Genomic DNA, 14,913 nt, shown 5'->3' on the forward strand with positions numbered 1-14,913 from the left:
TGCAGGCCCTCACCTGGGCAATATGGTGGACGACCGGTATCTAAGGAGCAGCAGTGGCCTTCAACATTTCCTCCTTGACCAAGCCCGTCGCACGCCTGGCCGCCACCGCGCAAAACGGGTTGGAGGTCCTACGGCTGGGGGGACTGGAAACCGGGAGCACAGCCTCGTCGCACCAAATTGTCGAGAGCGTGCCCATGTACCGGCTGCGCCGCTACTTCGCGCCGGGTGCGGGGACGGAGGATGCCGGGCCCGTCGTGCTCATGGTGCATCCGATGATGATGGCCGCCGACATGTGGGATGTCACCCAGGACGGCGGTGCGGTGGGCATCCTGCACCGGGCCGGCATCGACCCGTGGGTCATCGACTTCGGCAGCCCCGACCGGATGGCGGGGGGCATGGAACGCACACTGTCCGATCACGTCGTCGCCGTCAGTGACGCCATCGAGACCGTGCATCGCATCACCGGCCGCCAGATCCATCTGGCGGGCTACTCGCAGGGCGGCATGTTCTGCTATCAGACTGCGGCACTGCGCAAATCGCGGACCATCGCGAGCATCATCACGTTCGGCTCGCCGGTAGACGCCAACGCCGCCATGCCCATGGGTATGCCCGCCGGGCTTTCGGCCGACATCGCCGAGTTCATGGCCGATCATGTCTTCAGCCGATTCTCGATACCCGCGTGGTCCGCGCGGATCGGATTCCAGATGCTGGACCCGGTCAAGACCATCAAGGGACGCCTCGATTTCCTGCGGCAACTGCACGACCGCGACGCGCTGCTTCCGCGCGAGCAGCAGCGCAAGTTCCTGGCTAACGAGGGGTGGATCGCGTGGTCCGGCCCCGCTATTGCTGAGCTACTGCGCCAGTTTGTGGTGCACAACCGCATGACCACCGGTGGTTTCACGGTCAACGATCGCGTCGTCACCCTCAGCGACATCACCTGCCCGGTTCTGGCGGTCGTGGGCGAGGTCGACGACATTGGCCAGCCGGCCTCGGTACGCGGCATCCTGCGCGCCGCCCCCAAGGCCGATGTCTACGAGTACCTCATCCGCGCCGGCCATTTCGGTCTTGTGGTCGGCTCGACCGCCGTCGCCCAGACCTGGCCGACGGTCAGTCAATGGGTGCAATGGCGCGAAGGTGAGGCCGCCAAGCCGCCGTCGGTGGACCTCATGTACGAGCATGAGGCCGGTCAGCTCGATCGCGGTGGTGTTCCGCTGGCTTCCCGTGTCGCGCACGGCCTGAGCACCACAACCGAGGTGGCTATCACCGCCGCCCGCACCGCGGGGGCGGCCGCGGCGGCTGCCAACAAGTCGGTGAAATCCATTGCCGTCGAGGCGGTTCGTACGCTTCCGCGATTAACCCGACTGGGGCAGATTCACGATCACACCCGAATCTCCATGGGCCGCTTGATGACCGAACAGGCCCGGCGCACGCCGCATGGCGAGTGCTTCCTGTTCGACGGCAGGGTGCACACCTACGAGGCGGTGGATCGCCGCATCAACAACGTGGTCAAGGGGCTCATCGAGGTGGGGGTCCGGCAAGGGGTGCGGGTGGGCATTCTGATGGAGACCCGTCCCAGCGCCCTGGTCGCCATCGCCGCGCTGTCGCGGCTGGGTGCCGTCGCCGTCCTGCTGCCCCCGGACGCCGACCTCGAGGTGGCAGTCAAGCTGGGGGAGATCTCCGAACTGCTCACGGACCCGCCGAACCTTCCTGCCGCGCAGGATCTTCCGGTACACGTGCTGGTGCTCGGCGGTGGTGAGTCTCGCGATCTGTCGATTCCCGACGACGGCTCGACCATCGACATGGAAAAGATCGATCCCGACGCGGTAGAGCTGCCCGGCTGGTACCGGCCCGACCCCGGCCAGGCTCGCGACCTGGCTTTCGTGATGTTCAGTGGCGCCGGCTCCAAGCTGCTGCCCAAGCAGATCACCAACCACCGGTGGGCGCTGTCCGCCTTCGGTACCGCGTCGGCCGCCGCACTCAGCTCCAATGACACCGTGTACTGCCTGACGCCCATGCATCATCAGTCCGGCCTGTTGGTGAGCATTGGCGGTTCGGTGGCCGGCGGTGCTCGAATTGCCTTGTCGCGCGGCCTGGATCCGGATCGATTTGTCCAAGAGATCCACCAGTACGGCGTCAGCGTGGTCTCCTACACCTGGGCGATGATGCATGAGGTCATCGACGATCCGGCGCTGGCTCTCGGCGCGCATCATCCCGTCCGACTGTTCATCGGATCCGGCATGCCCGCGGGCCTATGGCGGCGGGTCACCGAGAAGTTCGACCCGGCGCATGTCGTCGAGTTCTTCGCGACAACCGACGGAGAAGCGGTGCTGGCCAACGTCTCGGGCACCAAGGTCGGAAGCAAGGGTCGCCCGCTACCCGGCGGGGGCAAGGTTCGGCTGGCCGCATATGACCCCGTCGAGGACGTGATCATCGAGGGTGAAGACGGCTTCGTGCAGATCGCCGAACCCGGAGAGGTCGGCCTGCTGCTGGCCAAGCCGCCGGGCGACGTGGACCCCACGGCCGCGGTGCGGCGTGGCGTGTTCGCGCCCGGCGACACCTGGGTTTCCTCCGAGTTCCTGTTCCGTCGCGATGAAGACGGCGACTTCTGGATGCTGGACGGTCGCGGCACCGCGATTCGCACCGCGCACGGCGTGGTCTATGCGGAAGCCACCAGCAACGCGTTGGGCGCCTTGGGTGCCATCGATCTGGTGGCGACATATCCGGTGGAAACGGGCGAGACGACGGTCGCGGTGACGGCCGTGGTGTTGCGCCCCGGCGAGGCGCTGTCGCCGGCGGACCTGGCAGAGGCATTCGCCGCTGTCGCGATTTCCGAACGGCCGGACATCATCAAGGTCGTACCCAATCTGCCGTTGAGTGCCTCCTACCGCCCGTCGACCACCCACCTGCGCGCTTCAGGGTTACCGAAGCCGGGACGTCAGACCTGGCATCTTGACCCGGAATCGGGCGCCTACCACCGGCTCACTGCCGCGACGTATGAGGCGTTGCGGGGTGCCGTGCTGTAGTCCGTTCCGAGGTCAGCGCGCCGCAGGTGTTGGCTTCCGCTGCTGATGTGACGGCGGGTTGTTAGGCTGACGTCTGCGAAACCGGAAGGAACTCGTCATGCCGACACGCCTACGTGCCCTCGCTGGCACCGCACTGGCCACGGCCGGTCTGTCCGCCGCCCTGGTGCTCGGACCCGGTGCCGGCACCGCCCGCGCAGACGTCCTGGATGACATCGCGCACGAGTACTCGACGGGCACCAGCGGTGGTCAGGTTTCCAATCTGGTCCGCACCTCGTTGCAGCTGCGTGCAAAGGGCGCCCAGGTCAGTTCGGCACAAAACGACGCGCTCAAGGCCGCGCTGGACAAACGTCCCAGCCAGATGCCGCTGATCAACACGTTGAAGTCGGTCATCGCAACCCAGACGCAGTTCCTCAAGGCCGCCCAGAAGCCGCAGCAGCCCGTCCACATCGGCATCAGTGGAACCAACGGAACCAACAATCCGAACGGTGGGCCTCCCAACGTCAACCCGGGGCCGGGTATCGGTGTCAGCGGTGGCGGTGGCCAGGAAATTTTCAACCAGAACATCCCGCTGGGCTGATCACCGACATGCCTCTTGACGCCGCACTCCTAGACATCCTGGTCTGCCCGGTCGATCGTGGGACGCTCCTGCTCGTCGGAAGCGATACCGACGGCATCCTTTACAACCCCCGCCTGCGCAGGGCCTATCGGATCGAGAACTCGATCCCGGTATTGCTGCCGGACGAGGCCCGCGAGGTGTCCGACGAAGAGCACCAGCGCTTCACGGCGTGATGCTTGGCAGCGCACCGGTCAGGTATCGCTGAATATTGGGTCCCACGGTCAGGGCGATTTGCTCGGCCGTGAGTGAGGCCAGCGGTTCGATCGCCATGATGTAACGGCCGACCAAGATGCCGGCCATCTGTGTGATCGCGAATTCAGCACGCAGCACACCGCTACCGGGGGGACTGTCGACGCGTTCGGCGATGATGTTGACCAGGACTTCCCGGAAAAACACGCGCACCAATCCGTCATCGGCCCCAGTCAAGGCGGATCGGAACACCGCCAGCATGTTGGCGCCGAGCTCGGAGTCCCAGAGCGCGATGATGAGCCGCGGAATCGTCACTCCCAACTCGTCGACAGGAACGTCACGCAGCGGCTGCAACACCACACTGGGATCCACCGGCAGCTGCACCACCTCGCGGAACAGATCGAGCTTGGTGCCGAAGTAGTGGTGAACAAGTGCGGGGTCGACACCCGCGTCGCTGGCGATAGCCCGTATCGAGGTCTTGTCGATCCCATTGAGAGAAAACAGCTTTCGGGCACTCGCGAGGATGTCGTCGCGAGCGCTGCTGGTGCCCGGACGGCGGCCGGGCCGTTTCGAACTCATCGGCATCACGTTACTGACCGGCGCGACTTGTCAGGGGTCTCGCCGCGCGGGGAGACGCAAGCCGGGAGGCGTCAAGCACAATCGGGGAGTGAGTGCCGAAATCCTCAACACCCACCCGGTGAAGGCCGCGCGGCGCCTGCTTGGCGCCACCATCGAATCGCGGGGCGTGTCTGCCGTGATCGTCGAGGTGGAAGCCTACGGCGGAGTGCCTGACGGGCCGTGGCCCGATCCCGCCGCACATTCATTTCGCGGGCCCACGAAACGCAACCGGGTGATGTTCGGCCCCGCCGGCCATCTATATGTGTATCAAAGCCATGGAATTCACATGTGCGCCAATGTGGTGTGCGGCCCAGACGGCGTGGCCGGCGGTGTTCTGATGCGCGCCGCGGCGATTGTTGACGGGGCCCCGTTGTGTTGGCAGCGGCGCCCCACCGCGCGCGACGACGCCGGGTTGGCGCGCGGACCCGGGAACCTCGGGGCGGCGCTCGCGATCACGCTCGAGGACGGTGGTCTCGACGTTTTCTCCCCGTGCAGCCCGGTGCGAGTGACATTGAACCGACAGCGCACGGCGCTGTCGGGCCCGCGGGTGGGTGTCAGCGTGGCGGCAGACCGGCCGTGGCGATTCTGGCTGCCCGGGTATCCCGAGGTGTCGGCCTATCGGCGCAGTCCCCGTGCACCTCAACCCGATACTGGGTTGTATGCCTGATTCGCGCGTACGCGCAACACTGCTCGGCGGCGCCCTCGGCGATGCCCTCGGAGGATTCGTCGAGTTCGACAGCATCGAGCAGATCCGGCTGCAGTTCGGCCGTCACGGTATTGCCGAACCGCCCGCCGGGCAGCCGATGCTCATCACCGACGACACCCAAATGACGCTGTTCACCGCCGAGGCCGTGATCCGCGCGCGCCGCATACACGATCATGAGCCGGCTGAGATCGCACACCGTGCCTATCTGCGATGGCTGCATACTCAGGGTGGCCACCCACCGGCCGACGTCATCGACGGGTGGCTGGTCGCCGTCCCCGAACTGCATTCTCTGCGCGCACCCGGCCACACTTGTCTGTCGGCACTGGAACACACCAGCTCGGCTGCGCGGGAACGCGGTTCGCGCACACAACGGCTGAACAATTCCAAGGGGTGCGGCGCGGTGATGCGCGCCGCACCGGTCGGCTTTGCGGGCGCAGACCCCGCCAGCATCTTCGTGATGTCTGCCGACATCGGCGCGTTGACGCATTCGCACCCCACCGGGTACCTCAGCGCGGCAGCGCTTTCCGTGATCATCGCGGAAGTCTGTGCCGGCAAGACGATACCGGTGGCGGTCGAAACGGCGAGCGCACTGCTACGTGCGGAACCGGATCACGAGGAGACATATCGGGCGCTGCGCCGTGCCGTCGAGCTGGCCGACACCCGCCTGACGCCCGAACAGATTGCGGCGCGGCTCGGCGGTGGCTGGGTCGGGGAGGAGGCCCTGGCCATCGGCGTCTATGCGGCGCTGGCGGCGCACGACTTCAAGGACGGTATCCGGCTGTCGGTGAATCATTCCGGCGATTCCGATTCGACCGGAGCCATCGCCGGGAACATCTTGGGGGCGATGTGCGGGACAGAAAGTCTGCCCCAGGATTGGCTCGACGAGCTCGAGCTGCGCGAGGTCATCACGACGATCGCCGACGACCTCGTCGGGCCGCCGGGACCAGACTGGGATGAGCGGTATCCGCCGCGTTAGACCCCATAGGGGATGATTGTCCGCGTGGCTTCCCCGACTCATGATCTTCGTGTAAGCGGCTCATCCATCCTTGACGAGCTGACGTGGCGCGGCCTCATCGCGCAAACGACCGACCGCGACGCGCTCGCGGCCGATATCGCGAAGGGCCCGATCAGTGTGTATGGAGGGTTTGACCCCACTGCCGCGAGTCTGCACGCCGGGCACCTGGTGCCGTTGCTCACCCTGAGTCGATTCCAGCGGGCCGGCCACCGGCCCATCGTGCTGGCCGGGGGAGCCACCGGCCTCATCGGGGACCCCCGCGACACCTCCGAACGAAACCTGCACGGAACAGACGTCGTCGCAGAATGGGCCGACCGGATACGTGGGCAGCTGGAGCGATTCGTCGAATTCAACGACACCCCAACCGGAGCGATCGTCGCGAACAATCTTGAATGGACCGGTCAGCTGACCGCCCTAGAGTTTCTGCGCGATCTGGGTAAACACTTCTCGGTCAACGTGATGCTCGACCGTGACACCATCCGCCGGCGCCTGGAAGGCGACGGCATCTCCTACACCGAATTCTCGTACATGCTGCTGCAGGCCAACGACTACGTGCAGTTGCACCGCAAGTACGGCTGCTCATTGCAGATCGGCGGATCGGATCAGTGGGGCAACATCGTTGCCGGAGTTCGGCTTGCCCGTCAGCAGGACGGTGCGTCGGTGCATGCCTTGACAGTTCCGCTGGTGACGGCGGCCGACGGCACCAAGTTCGGCAAGTCCACCGGCGGCGGCAATCTGTGGCTCGATCCCGAGATGACGAGCCCGTACGCCTGGTACCAGTACTTCATCAACACCGCCGACGCTGACGTCGTCCGGTACCTGCGCTGGTTCACGTTCCTGTCTGCCGAAGAGATCGGCGAACTGGAGACGGCGACCACGGAACGCGCGCACGAGCGTGCCGCCCAGCGCCGGTTGGCAGCCGAGGTCACCACGCTCGTGCATGGCGAAAGCGCCACGCTGGCGGTCGAACACGCCAGCGGTGCGCTGTTCGGCCGCGGCGATTTGGACCGGCTTGACGAGGGCACCCTGACCGCGGCTCTTACCGAAGCGGGTAATGGCGAACCGGCGCGGATCGCCGACGGCGAACCCGACACCATCGTGGATCTCCTGGTGAGCAGCGGACTTTCGGAAAGCAAGGGTGCTGCGCGCCGCACCGTCAAGGAGGGCGGCGTATACGTCAACAACACCCGGGTGGACGCTGAGGATTGGACCCCGGGCGATGGCGACTACCTCACCGGAGGTTGGCTGGTGCTGCGCCGCGGCAAGCGCAATATCGCCGGGGTGCAGCGGCTCCGCTAGCCGATCGCTCCGTTATACCCATTGGGGTTCAACGGATTCCCTTACCTTGCCGTCCTCGCCGAAGATGAGGAAACGGGTGAAAGTTCGGGCGAACCACCGATCGTGGGTGACGGCGATGACCGTTCCGTCGAAGGCTGCCAGGGCGTCCTCCAGCGCTTCGGCGGAATGCAGATCCAGGTTGTCGGTGGGCTCATCGAGCAGCAGCAGGGTCGAGCCCATCAACTCCAGCAGCAGGATCTGGAAGCGGCCCTGCTGCCCGCCGGACAGCGAGCTGAATGTCTGCTCTGCCGAGGGCGCGAGCCCGTAGCGATCCAGGATTCGCGAAGCCTGCTCACGCCCGTGCCCGGCGCGCCTTTCGTCCCCGTGATGCAGGATGTCCAGCAGCGTCCGATCCATCAGCCCCGCGTGATGATGTGTCTGTGCGAACCAGCCAGGACGCACCCGCGCGCCCAACCGAAGCCGCCCGTCGTGATTTACCGGCTCGGGAATCATGTCGCCGACCGGCAGCTGGTCCAGTTCCGGGTCGGTGCCGCCGCAGGCCAGTAGGCGCAGGAAATGCGACTTGCCGGTTCCGTTTCCACCCAACACCGCAACCCGATCGCCGTACCACAGCTCGGTATCGAAAGGTCTTGTCAAGCCGGTTAATTCGAGGTTGTCCGCGATCACGGCACGCTTGGCGGTGCGTCCGCCGGCGAGCCGCATGCGAACGTTCTGCCGCAATGGAACTGCCTCCGGCGGCCCGGCCTCATCGAAGCGGCGCAGCCGCGTCTCGGCGGCCTGCAGGCGGCTAGCCATATCGGAGTTGTAGGCCGCCTTCTGCCGGTACATCAACACCAGGTCGCGAAGCGCCGCCCGCTGTTCGTCCCACCGGCGTCGTAGTTCCGCGAGTTTGGCATTCCGGTCCGCGCGTGCCTGGTGGTACGTCGTGAACGAACCCGGATGCACCCATAGCGTCGATCCGGCCCGGGTGGGTTCCAGGGTGGCAATCTGCCCGGCCGCGCGATTGATCAGCTCGCGGTCGTGACTGACGAACAGGATGGTCTTGGGCGACTCCACGAGCCGCTCCTCGAGCCAACGTTTGGCCGGGACATCCAGATAGTTGTCGGGTTCATCCAGCAGCAAGACCTGGTGGGGCCCGCCCAGCAGCGATTCCAGAACCAATCGCTTCTGCTGACCGCCGGAAAGTGTGTTGACGCCGCGAAATCTGGCCAGCTCATACGGAATTCCGAGCGCGGCTGTGGTGTGTACGTCGCACTGAGTCTCGAATTCGTAGCCGCCAACGTCGGCCCAGTCCGCCAGCGCCTGTGCGTACTTGATCTGGTCCTGCTCACTGTCGCACTCCATGAGTGCCAGCTCCGCGCGGTCGAGATGCTCGGCGGCCCGCCTGATGCGATCGGGTGCTACCGACAGCAGCAGATCGCGGACCGTCGAATCATCACGAACCGAACCGATGAACTGCCGCATCACTCCAAGCTGCCCACCGCGGGTGACGGCTCCGTCGTGTGGATCGGCATCGCCGGCGATAATCCGCAGCAGTGTCGTCTTACCGGTCCCGTTGGGGCCTATCAGGGCGGTCTTGCTGCCCTCGCCGACCCGCAGGCTGACATCGTGAAGTAGTGCTCTGCCGTCGGGAAGGTGGTAGCCGATGGCATCGAGCTGCACATGGCTCATGCCGTCCAGTGTGCGGAACCGGTCACATGGATCGCCACCGAATTTCCTGCAGAGGGTCCGCTACCGGCATACTCGCGCTCGTAGAAGGAGGACACGCCCATGGGGCAAGACGCCAGCCAGCGAGGACCCAGGCAGCAAGGGCCCAGAAGGCAAGGCCCGGGTCGGCCCGCGCGCGATGCAGGCGCGCGCCGCGACGATCGCGGGAGCGGTGCGGCACGCCCACGCCGGTCAGACGAGCGCCCTCAGCGGTCTGACGAGCGGGGCGGGGATCGGCCGCAGCGAAATCAGTCACCGCGGCCCCGGCGCACCGAGGATCGCCCGGCTCCACGAAACTTCGGCCCGCACATCCCCGACGAGGTGGAAGCCAAGCAGCTGGCTCCGGACGTTCGTGCCGAGCTACGAACCTTGGACAAGAACACCGCCGAGACGGTGGCCAGGCACCTGGTGACCGCAGGCAACTTGCTCGACGAGGATCCGCAGGCCGCCCTGGAACACGCCAAGGCCGCCAAAAGCCGCGCCGCGCGTATCGCCGCTGTGCGTGAGGCGGTCGGCATTGCCGCCTATCACTGCGGGGACTGGGCGCAGGCGCTGTCCGAACTGCGCGCGGCCCGCCGGATGGGCAGCAAGTCGCCGCTGCTGGCGCTGATCGCCGATTGTGAGCGCGGCGTGGGCCGCCCGGAGCGCGCGATCGAACTCGCTCGCGGGGACGAGGCCAAGGCACTCACCGGCGATGCCGCCGACGAGCTGCGCATCGTCGTCGCGGGGGCACGTGCCGATATGGGCCAGCTGGATCAGGCCTTGGCGGTGCTGTCCACTCCGGCGCCCGATCCGTCCCGGGTGGGCGAGATCGCGGCCCGCTTGTTCTACGCGTATGCGGACATTTTGTTGGCCCTGGACCGCAAAGCCGAAGCGGTGCAATGGTTCCTGCATGCCGCCGATGCCGATGTCGAAGGTCACACCGACGCCGAGGATCGGGCCGCCGAACTTGCCTGACACACTTGCCACCTCATACGACTGTCTGCTGCTGGACCTCGATGGAACCGTATTCCGGGGCGCCGAGCCGACTGCGAACGCCATCGAGTCACTGGCGGCTGCCAGCGGAGCGCGCCAGCTGTACGTCACCAACAACGCAAGCCGCTCGGCACCCGAGGTAGCCGATCACCTCGCCGCGCTTGGCTTCACGGCCGCCGCGGGTGACGTGGTCACGAGCGCGCAAAGCGCGGCTCGGCTGCTCGCCGAAGAGCTCAACCGTGGGGACGCGGTCTTGGTGGTCGGCACCGAGGCGCTGGCCGCGGAAGTGGCCGCCGTCGGGCTCACCCCGGTACGCAGCTTCGACGAGGCGCCTCGCGCCGTCGTGCAGGGGCATTCACCGGATACCGGCTGGACCACGCTTGCCGAGGCCGCGCTCGCCATCCGCGCGGGCGCCTACTGGGTGGCGGCCAACGTCGATGCGACCCTGCCGACCGAACGGGGCCTGCTGCCCGGAAACGGATCGATGGTCGCCGCATTGCGCACAGCGACCGATGCCGATCCGGTGGTCGCGGGCAAACCGGGGCGTGCGCTCATCGAGGACGCGTTGGCGCGCGGCAGCTTTGCCCGGCCGCTCGTTGTCGGCGACCGCCTGGACACCGACATCTCTGGGGCCAATGGCGCCGGTCTGCCCAGTCTCATGGTGCTTACCGGGGTGAACAGCGCGATCGATGCGATCTGGGCGGATATCGCACACCGCCCCACCTTCTTGGGAGCGGACTTGAGTGCACTGCACCTGCCGCAGGCCGATGTGCGAATCGAGCCGAAGCCCTCGTGGCAGGTTTCGGTGTCTTCCGATGAGGTGTCGGTGACGGCAGGCGATCCCACCGGGTCGTCCGTGTCGCTGGCACAGGCGGTGGCCGCCGCGGTGTGGGCGACGGGCCCGGCACCGGATGCTAGACCCATCGTGGCCACCGGTGACCTGGCGGAACGCGCCGTACAGCAGCTTTCTGCCGGATAGTGTGTCGTCGGCCCGGCCGCCTCGGGTCGATCCACTAGCCTTGAGCGCGATGACCACCCCGAACGATGTCGCACGCCAGACCGCCGGACCGGACCCCGATGAGGTCAGATCCAGGGTGCAGGCGCTGCTCGGCCAGCTGGACTCGCCCGCCGGCGCGGGTGACACGGAGTCAGATCTGGACCTGGAGAACCAGGCCCAGATCCTTGAGCAGGCCCACGACGTGTTGGTCCGAGCACTGGAATCTGCGGAGCAGGGATAGCCATGGCCCGGCATGCCAGGGTCGACGCCGAGTTGGTGCGGCGCGGGCTGGCCCGTTCTCGTCAGCAGGCGGCTGAACTGATCGAGGCGGGCCGGGTACGCATCGACGGCATCCCTGCGGTGAAAGCTGCTACCGCGGTTCCTGCGACGGCTTCTCTTGTCGTGCAAGGAGAGGCCGGGGACCGGTGGGTCTCGCGTGGCGCACATAAGCTTCTCGGCGCTCTGGAGGTCTTCGGTCCGCAGGGGCTCTCTGTCGAGGGCAAGCGGTGCCTGGACGCCGGGGCCTCCACGGGCGGGTTCACCGAGGTGTTACTGCGATCAGGCGCGCGGGAGGTGGTGGCGGCCGATGTCGGATACGGCCAGCTGGCTTGGTCGCTGCAGTCCGACGACCGTGTCACCGTCCTCGACCGGACGAATGTGCGCACCCTGACACCCGCGTTGATCGGTGGAACCGCACAGCTCATCGTCAGTGACTTGTCGTTCATTTCGCTCGCGCTGGTGCTCGATGCCCTCATCGCCTGCGCCGGGCCCGACGCTGACATCCTGCCCATGGTCAAGCCCCAGTTCGAGGTGGGCAAGGAGCTCGTCGGCGCGGGCGGCGTGGTGCGCGACCCGCAGCTGCGCGCCGATGCCGTGGTGTCCGTCGCTCGGCGCGCTCGGTCGCAGGGTTGGTTCACCGCGGGTGTTACGGCGAGTCCGCTACCCGGGCCGTCGGGCAACGTCGAATACTTCCTGTGGCTGCGCAGGACAGATTCGGATGTGGATGTCGAAGCGGCAGTTGCCGAAGCCGTGTCTAGGGGACCTCAGTGAACGAACGCAAAATTCTGCTTGTCGCACACACCGGCCGCGACGAGGTGACAGAGACCGCTCGCCGTGTCGCCAAGACATTGGGGGAGAACGGTATAGCGCTGCGGGTGCTGTCTGCCGAGGCTATCGATCGCGGACCGGTGCACCTGGATCCGTCCGAGTTCCGTTCCCTGGGTGTCGATGTCGAAGTCGTCGACGCCGATCAGGACGCGGCGACCGGCTGTGAACTGGTGCTGGTCCTGGGTGGCGACGGTACCTTTCTGCGGGCGGCGGAACTGGCGCGCAGCGCCACCGCACCTGTGCTCGGAGTCAATTTGGGCCGCATCGGTTTTCTCGCCGAAGTCGAGGCCGAAGCCATCGATTCGGTGCTCACCCACGTTGTGGAAGGCACTTACCGCGTCGAGACCCGGATGACATTGGACGTCCTGGTCCGTATTGGCGACGAAGTGGCAGAGCGGGGCTGGGCACTCAACGAGGTCAGCATCGAAAAGGGTCCCCGGCTGGGGGTGCTCGGTGTGGTGCTGGAGGTGGATGCCCGGCCGGTATCGGCCTTCGGATGCGACGGCGTGCTCATCTCCACACCCACGGGTTCCACTGCCTATGCGTTCTCCGCCGGTGGTCCGGTGGTATGGCCCGATCTGGATGCAATCTTGGTGGTGCCCAACAACGCTCACGCCTTGTTCGCCCGGCCCATGGTGACCAGTCCGGCCGCCACCGTCGCGGTCGAGATCGAGGCCGATGGGCATGACGCACTGCTCTTCTGCGATGGGCGACGCGAGATCAGGGTGCCACCGGGCGGGCGGGTCGAGGTTGTCCGTGGCCACCAGCCGGTGCTGTGGGCCCGCCTGGACAGCAAGCCGTTCGCGGACCGGGTGGTGCGCAAGTTCCAGTTGCCCGTCAAGGGCTGGCGGGGAAGGTAATCGTGCTCACCGAGATTCGCATCGAGTCCCTTGGTGCCATTCCCGCCGCCACCGCGGAGTTCGACAGTGGCCTTACCGTGCTGACCGGCGAGACCGGTGCAGGAAAGACCATGGTGGTCACCAGTTTGCACCTGCTCGGAGGGGCGCGCGCCGACGCCAACCGGGTCCGGGCGGGCGCCGACCGTGCGGTGGTGGAGGGCAGATTTCTCACCGCCGATCCGTTGGGTGCCGAGCCCGCGGAGGTCACCGAGGTGCTGGATTCCTCGGGGGCGCAACGTGACGACGACGGCAGTGTGATCGCCGCACGATCGGTGACCTCCGATGGCCGCTCACGGGCATATCTGGGTGGGCGCAGCGTGCCTGCCAAATCCCTGGCCAGCTTCACCGCGGGATTACTCACGGTGCACGGCCAGAACGACCAGCTGCGACTGATGCGCCCGGAGCAGCAGCTCGCCGCGCTGGACAAATTCGCGAGCGACAGCATCGAGGCGCTGCTGACCACCTACCGCAAACTGCGCGAGGAATGGCTCGCCGCGCGGCGCGATCTGATCGATCGCACCAATCGGGTGCGTGAGCTTGCGCAGGAAGCGGATCGGCTCGGGTTCGCACTGAATGAGATCGATACCGTCGACCCCAAGCCGGGGGAGGACGACCAACTCACGGCCGATATTCACCGGCTGTCCGAACTCGACGCGCTGCGGGACGCCGCGGCCTCGGCACGTGAGGCACTGGCAGGTGCGGATGCCGACGGCGACGCGCACGATTCCCATTCGGCGATCGATCGCATCGCCAGGGCCAAGGCCCTGGTGGAAGCCACCGATGACGCCACCTTGCGGGCTCTGGCGCCGCAGCTGGCCGAGGCACTCGCGGTGGTCAGCGACGTGTCTCGCGAGCTGACCGCCTTCACCGACGAATTACCGAGTGACGCAAGCACTCTCGAAGAGAAACTGGCTCGCCAGGGGCAGCTGCGCACGCTGACCCGCAAGTATGCCGCCGATCTGAACGGGGTCATCGCATGGGCCAAGGAGGCGCGCACCCGGCTGGCCGAGGTCGATACCTCCGAAGAAACACTCAACGCGATCGCTGCGCGCGTGGATCGGCTCGGCGCGGAATTGGCTACCGCGGCAACAGGTCTGAGCAAGGCGCGTGCCAAGGCTGCGAAGGCTTTGAGTAAGGCGGTCACCGCCGAGCTGGCCGGTCTGGCGATGGACCGCGCCGCATTCTCCATCGGTGTGGAGCCGATAGCGGCCCGGCCCGACGATTCTGCGCCCTTGACGCTGCCATCCGGGCAGACCGTTCACGCCGGATCCTCGGGCACCGATGTCGTCGAATTCGGATTCGCCGCGCACCGGGACAACCCGATGTTGCCGCTGGCCAAGAGCGCCTCCGGGGGCGAGCTTTCCCGCGTGATGTTAGCGCTCGAGGTGGTGCTCGCCGCCTCGACCGCGGGGACCACCATGGTGTTCGACGAGGTCGACGCCGGTGTCGGTGGCCGCGCGGCGGTGCAGATCGGGCGGCGCTTGGCCAAGCTGGCGCATACCCATCAGGTCATCGTGGTCACCCATCTGCCGCAGGTGGCGGCCTTCGCCGATATCCACCTGACCGTCGACCGCGTGAACAGCAAGGGCAGCGGGGTCCGCCGTCTGGACGACGAGGACCGGGTCGCCGAACTTGCCCGGATGCTTGCCGGGCTCGGGGACTCCGACACCGGCCGGGCGCATGCCCGCGAGCTTCTCGACGCCGCCCGCGCCGAGCGCACCTAGCCCTCACCCGCGTAACCCCCTACTACCTGCGAATACGT

14 protein-coding genes are annotated in these 14,913 nt (G+C 66.7%); 12 read left to right on the forward strand and 2 right to left on the reverse strand.

Going from position 1 to position 14,913, the window contains the following annotated elements; translation table 11 throughout:
• Positions 1-53 precede the first annotated feature (53 nt).
• The 3 genes from MAB_RS11975 to MAB_RS11985 all read left to right on the forward strand — a co-directional run bounded on the left by MAB_RS11975 (position 54) and on the right by MAB_RS11985 (position 3,812).
• Positions 54-3,023 carry an acyl-CoA synthetase gene (locus tag MAB_RS11975; RefSeq protein WP_005079291.1) on the forward strand — a complete coding sequence of 990 codons (2,970 nt, stop codon included), beginning with the start codon at positions 54-56 and terminating at the stop codon, positions 3,021-3,023.
• A gap of 97 nt (positions 3,024-3,120) precedes the next feature.
• The gene (locus MAB_RS11980; protein ID WP_005058646.1) at positions 3,121-3,600 is read left to right on the forward strand and encodes a hypothetical protein; all 480 of its coding nucleotides are present in this window, start codon (positions 3,121-3,123) and stop codon (positions 3,598-3,600) included.
• Between the two features lie 8 nt (positions 3,601-3,608).
• Positions 3,609-3,812, forward strand: a complete 204-nt coding sequence (locus MAB_RS11985) for a Trm112 family protein (RefSeq protein ID WP_005058643.1) — start codon at positions 3,609-3,611, stop codon at positions 3,810-3,812.
• Here MAB_RS11985 and MAB_RS11990 read toward each other — a convergent pair.
• On the reverse strand, positions 3,802-4,407 hold the full coding sequence (locus MAB_RS11990) for a TetR/AcrR family transcriptional regulator (protein WP_005058640.1): 606 nt from the start codon (positions 4,405-4,407) through the stop codon (positions 3,802-3,804). The genes MAB_RS11985 and MAB_RS11990 overlap by 11 nt on opposite strands.
• Positions 4,408-4,495: 88 nt before the next feature.
• Here MAB_RS11990 and MAB_RS11995 point away from each other — a divergent pair, with 88 nt between their 5' ends.
• Genes MAB_RS11995 through tyrS form a run of 3 tightly spaced genes read left to right on the forward strand, consistent with a single transcriptional unit; the run spans position 4,496 to position 7,466 of the window.
• Positions 4,496-5,113, forward strand: a complete 618-nt coding sequence (locus tag MAB_RS11995; protein WP_005091814.1) for a DNA-3-methyladenine glycosylase — start codon at positions 4,496-4,498, stop codon at positions 5,111-5,113.
• Complete coding sequence (locus MAB_RS12000) at positions 5,079-6,128, forward strand: ADP-ribosylglycohydrolase family protein (RefSeq protein WP_005091813.1); 1,050 nt, start codon at positions 5,079-5,081, stop codon at positions 6,126-6,128. The genes MAB_RS11995 and MAB_RS12000 overlap by 35 nt, the downstream gene beginning before the upstream one ends.
• Before the next feature lie 12 nt (positions 6,129-6,140).
• Positions 6,141-7,466, forward strand: a complete 1,326-nt coding sequence (gene tyrS, locus MAB_RS12005; protein WP_005091812.1) for a tyrosine--tRNA ligase — start codon at positions 6,141-6,143, stop codon at positions 7,464-7,466.
• Positions 7,467-7,478: 12 nt separating this feature from the next.
• On the opposite strand, the gene MAB_RS12010 is transcribed toward tyrS, so the two are convergent.
• Positions 7,479-9,137: an ABC-F family ATP-binding cassette domain-containing protein gene (locus MAB_RS12010; protein WP_005114333.1), complete on the reverse strand. Its 1,659-nt coding sequence runs from the start codon at positions 9,135-9,137 to the stop codon at positions 7,479-7,481.
• A 357-nt stretch (positions 9,138-9,494) separates the two neighbouring features.
• Between MAB_RS12010 and MAB_RS12015 the strand changes: the two genes are divergently transcribed.
• Genes MAB_RS12015 through recN form a run of 6 tightly spaced genes read left to right on the forward strand, consistent with a single transcriptional unit; the run spans position 9,495 to position 14,875 of the window.
• Positions 9,495-10,130 (forward strand): tetratricopeptide repeat protein, encoded by a 636-nt coding sequence (locus MAB_RS12015; protein WP_005079304.1) that lies wholly within the window; start codon positions 9,495-9,497, stop codon positions 10,128-10,130.
• Positions 10,123-11,127, forward strand: a complete 1,005-nt coding sequence (locus tag MAB_RS12020; RefSeq protein ID WP_005079306.1) for an HAD-IIA family hydrolase — start codon at positions 10,123-10,125, stop codon at positions 11,125-11,127. Before MAB_RS12015 ends, MAB_RS12020 begins: the two co-directional genes overlap by 8 nt.
• Positions 11,128-11,176: 49 nt before the next feature.
• Positions 11,177-11,386, forward strand: coding sequence for a hypothetical protein (locus MAB_RS12025; protein ID WP_005079308.1), 210 nt, complete (start codon positions 11,177-11,179; stop codon positions 11,384-11,386).
• Between the two features lie 2 nt (positions 11,387-11,388).
• Positions 11,389-12,195, forward strand: a complete 807-nt coding sequence (locus MAB_RS12030; RefSeq protein WP_005079310.1) for a TlyA family RNA methyltransferase — start codon at positions 11,389-11,391, stop codon at positions 12,193-12,195.
• The gene (locus MAB_RS12035; RefSeq protein WP_005058622.1) at positions 12,192-13,112 is read left to right on the forward strand and encodes an NAD kinase; all 921 of its coding nucleotides are present in this window, start codon (positions 12,192-12,194) and stop codon (positions 13,110-13,112) included. Before MAB_RS12030 ends, MAB_RS12035 begins: the two co-directional genes overlap by 4 nt.
• A gap of 2 nt (positions 13,113-13,114) precedes the next feature.
• Positions 13,115-14,875, forward strand: coding sequence for a DNA repair protein RecN (recN, locus tag MAB_RS12040; protein ID WP_005110859.1), 1,761 nt, complete (start codon positions 13,115-13,117; stop codon positions 14,873-14,875).
• Positions 14,876-14,913 lie beyond the last annotated feature (38 nt).

The sequence above is a fragment of the Mycobacteroides abscessus ATCC 19977 genome (assembly GCF_000069185.1).
Lineage (GTDB): Bacteria > Actinomycetota > Actinomycetes > Mycobacteriales > Mycobacteriaceae > Mycobacterium > Mycobacterium abscessus.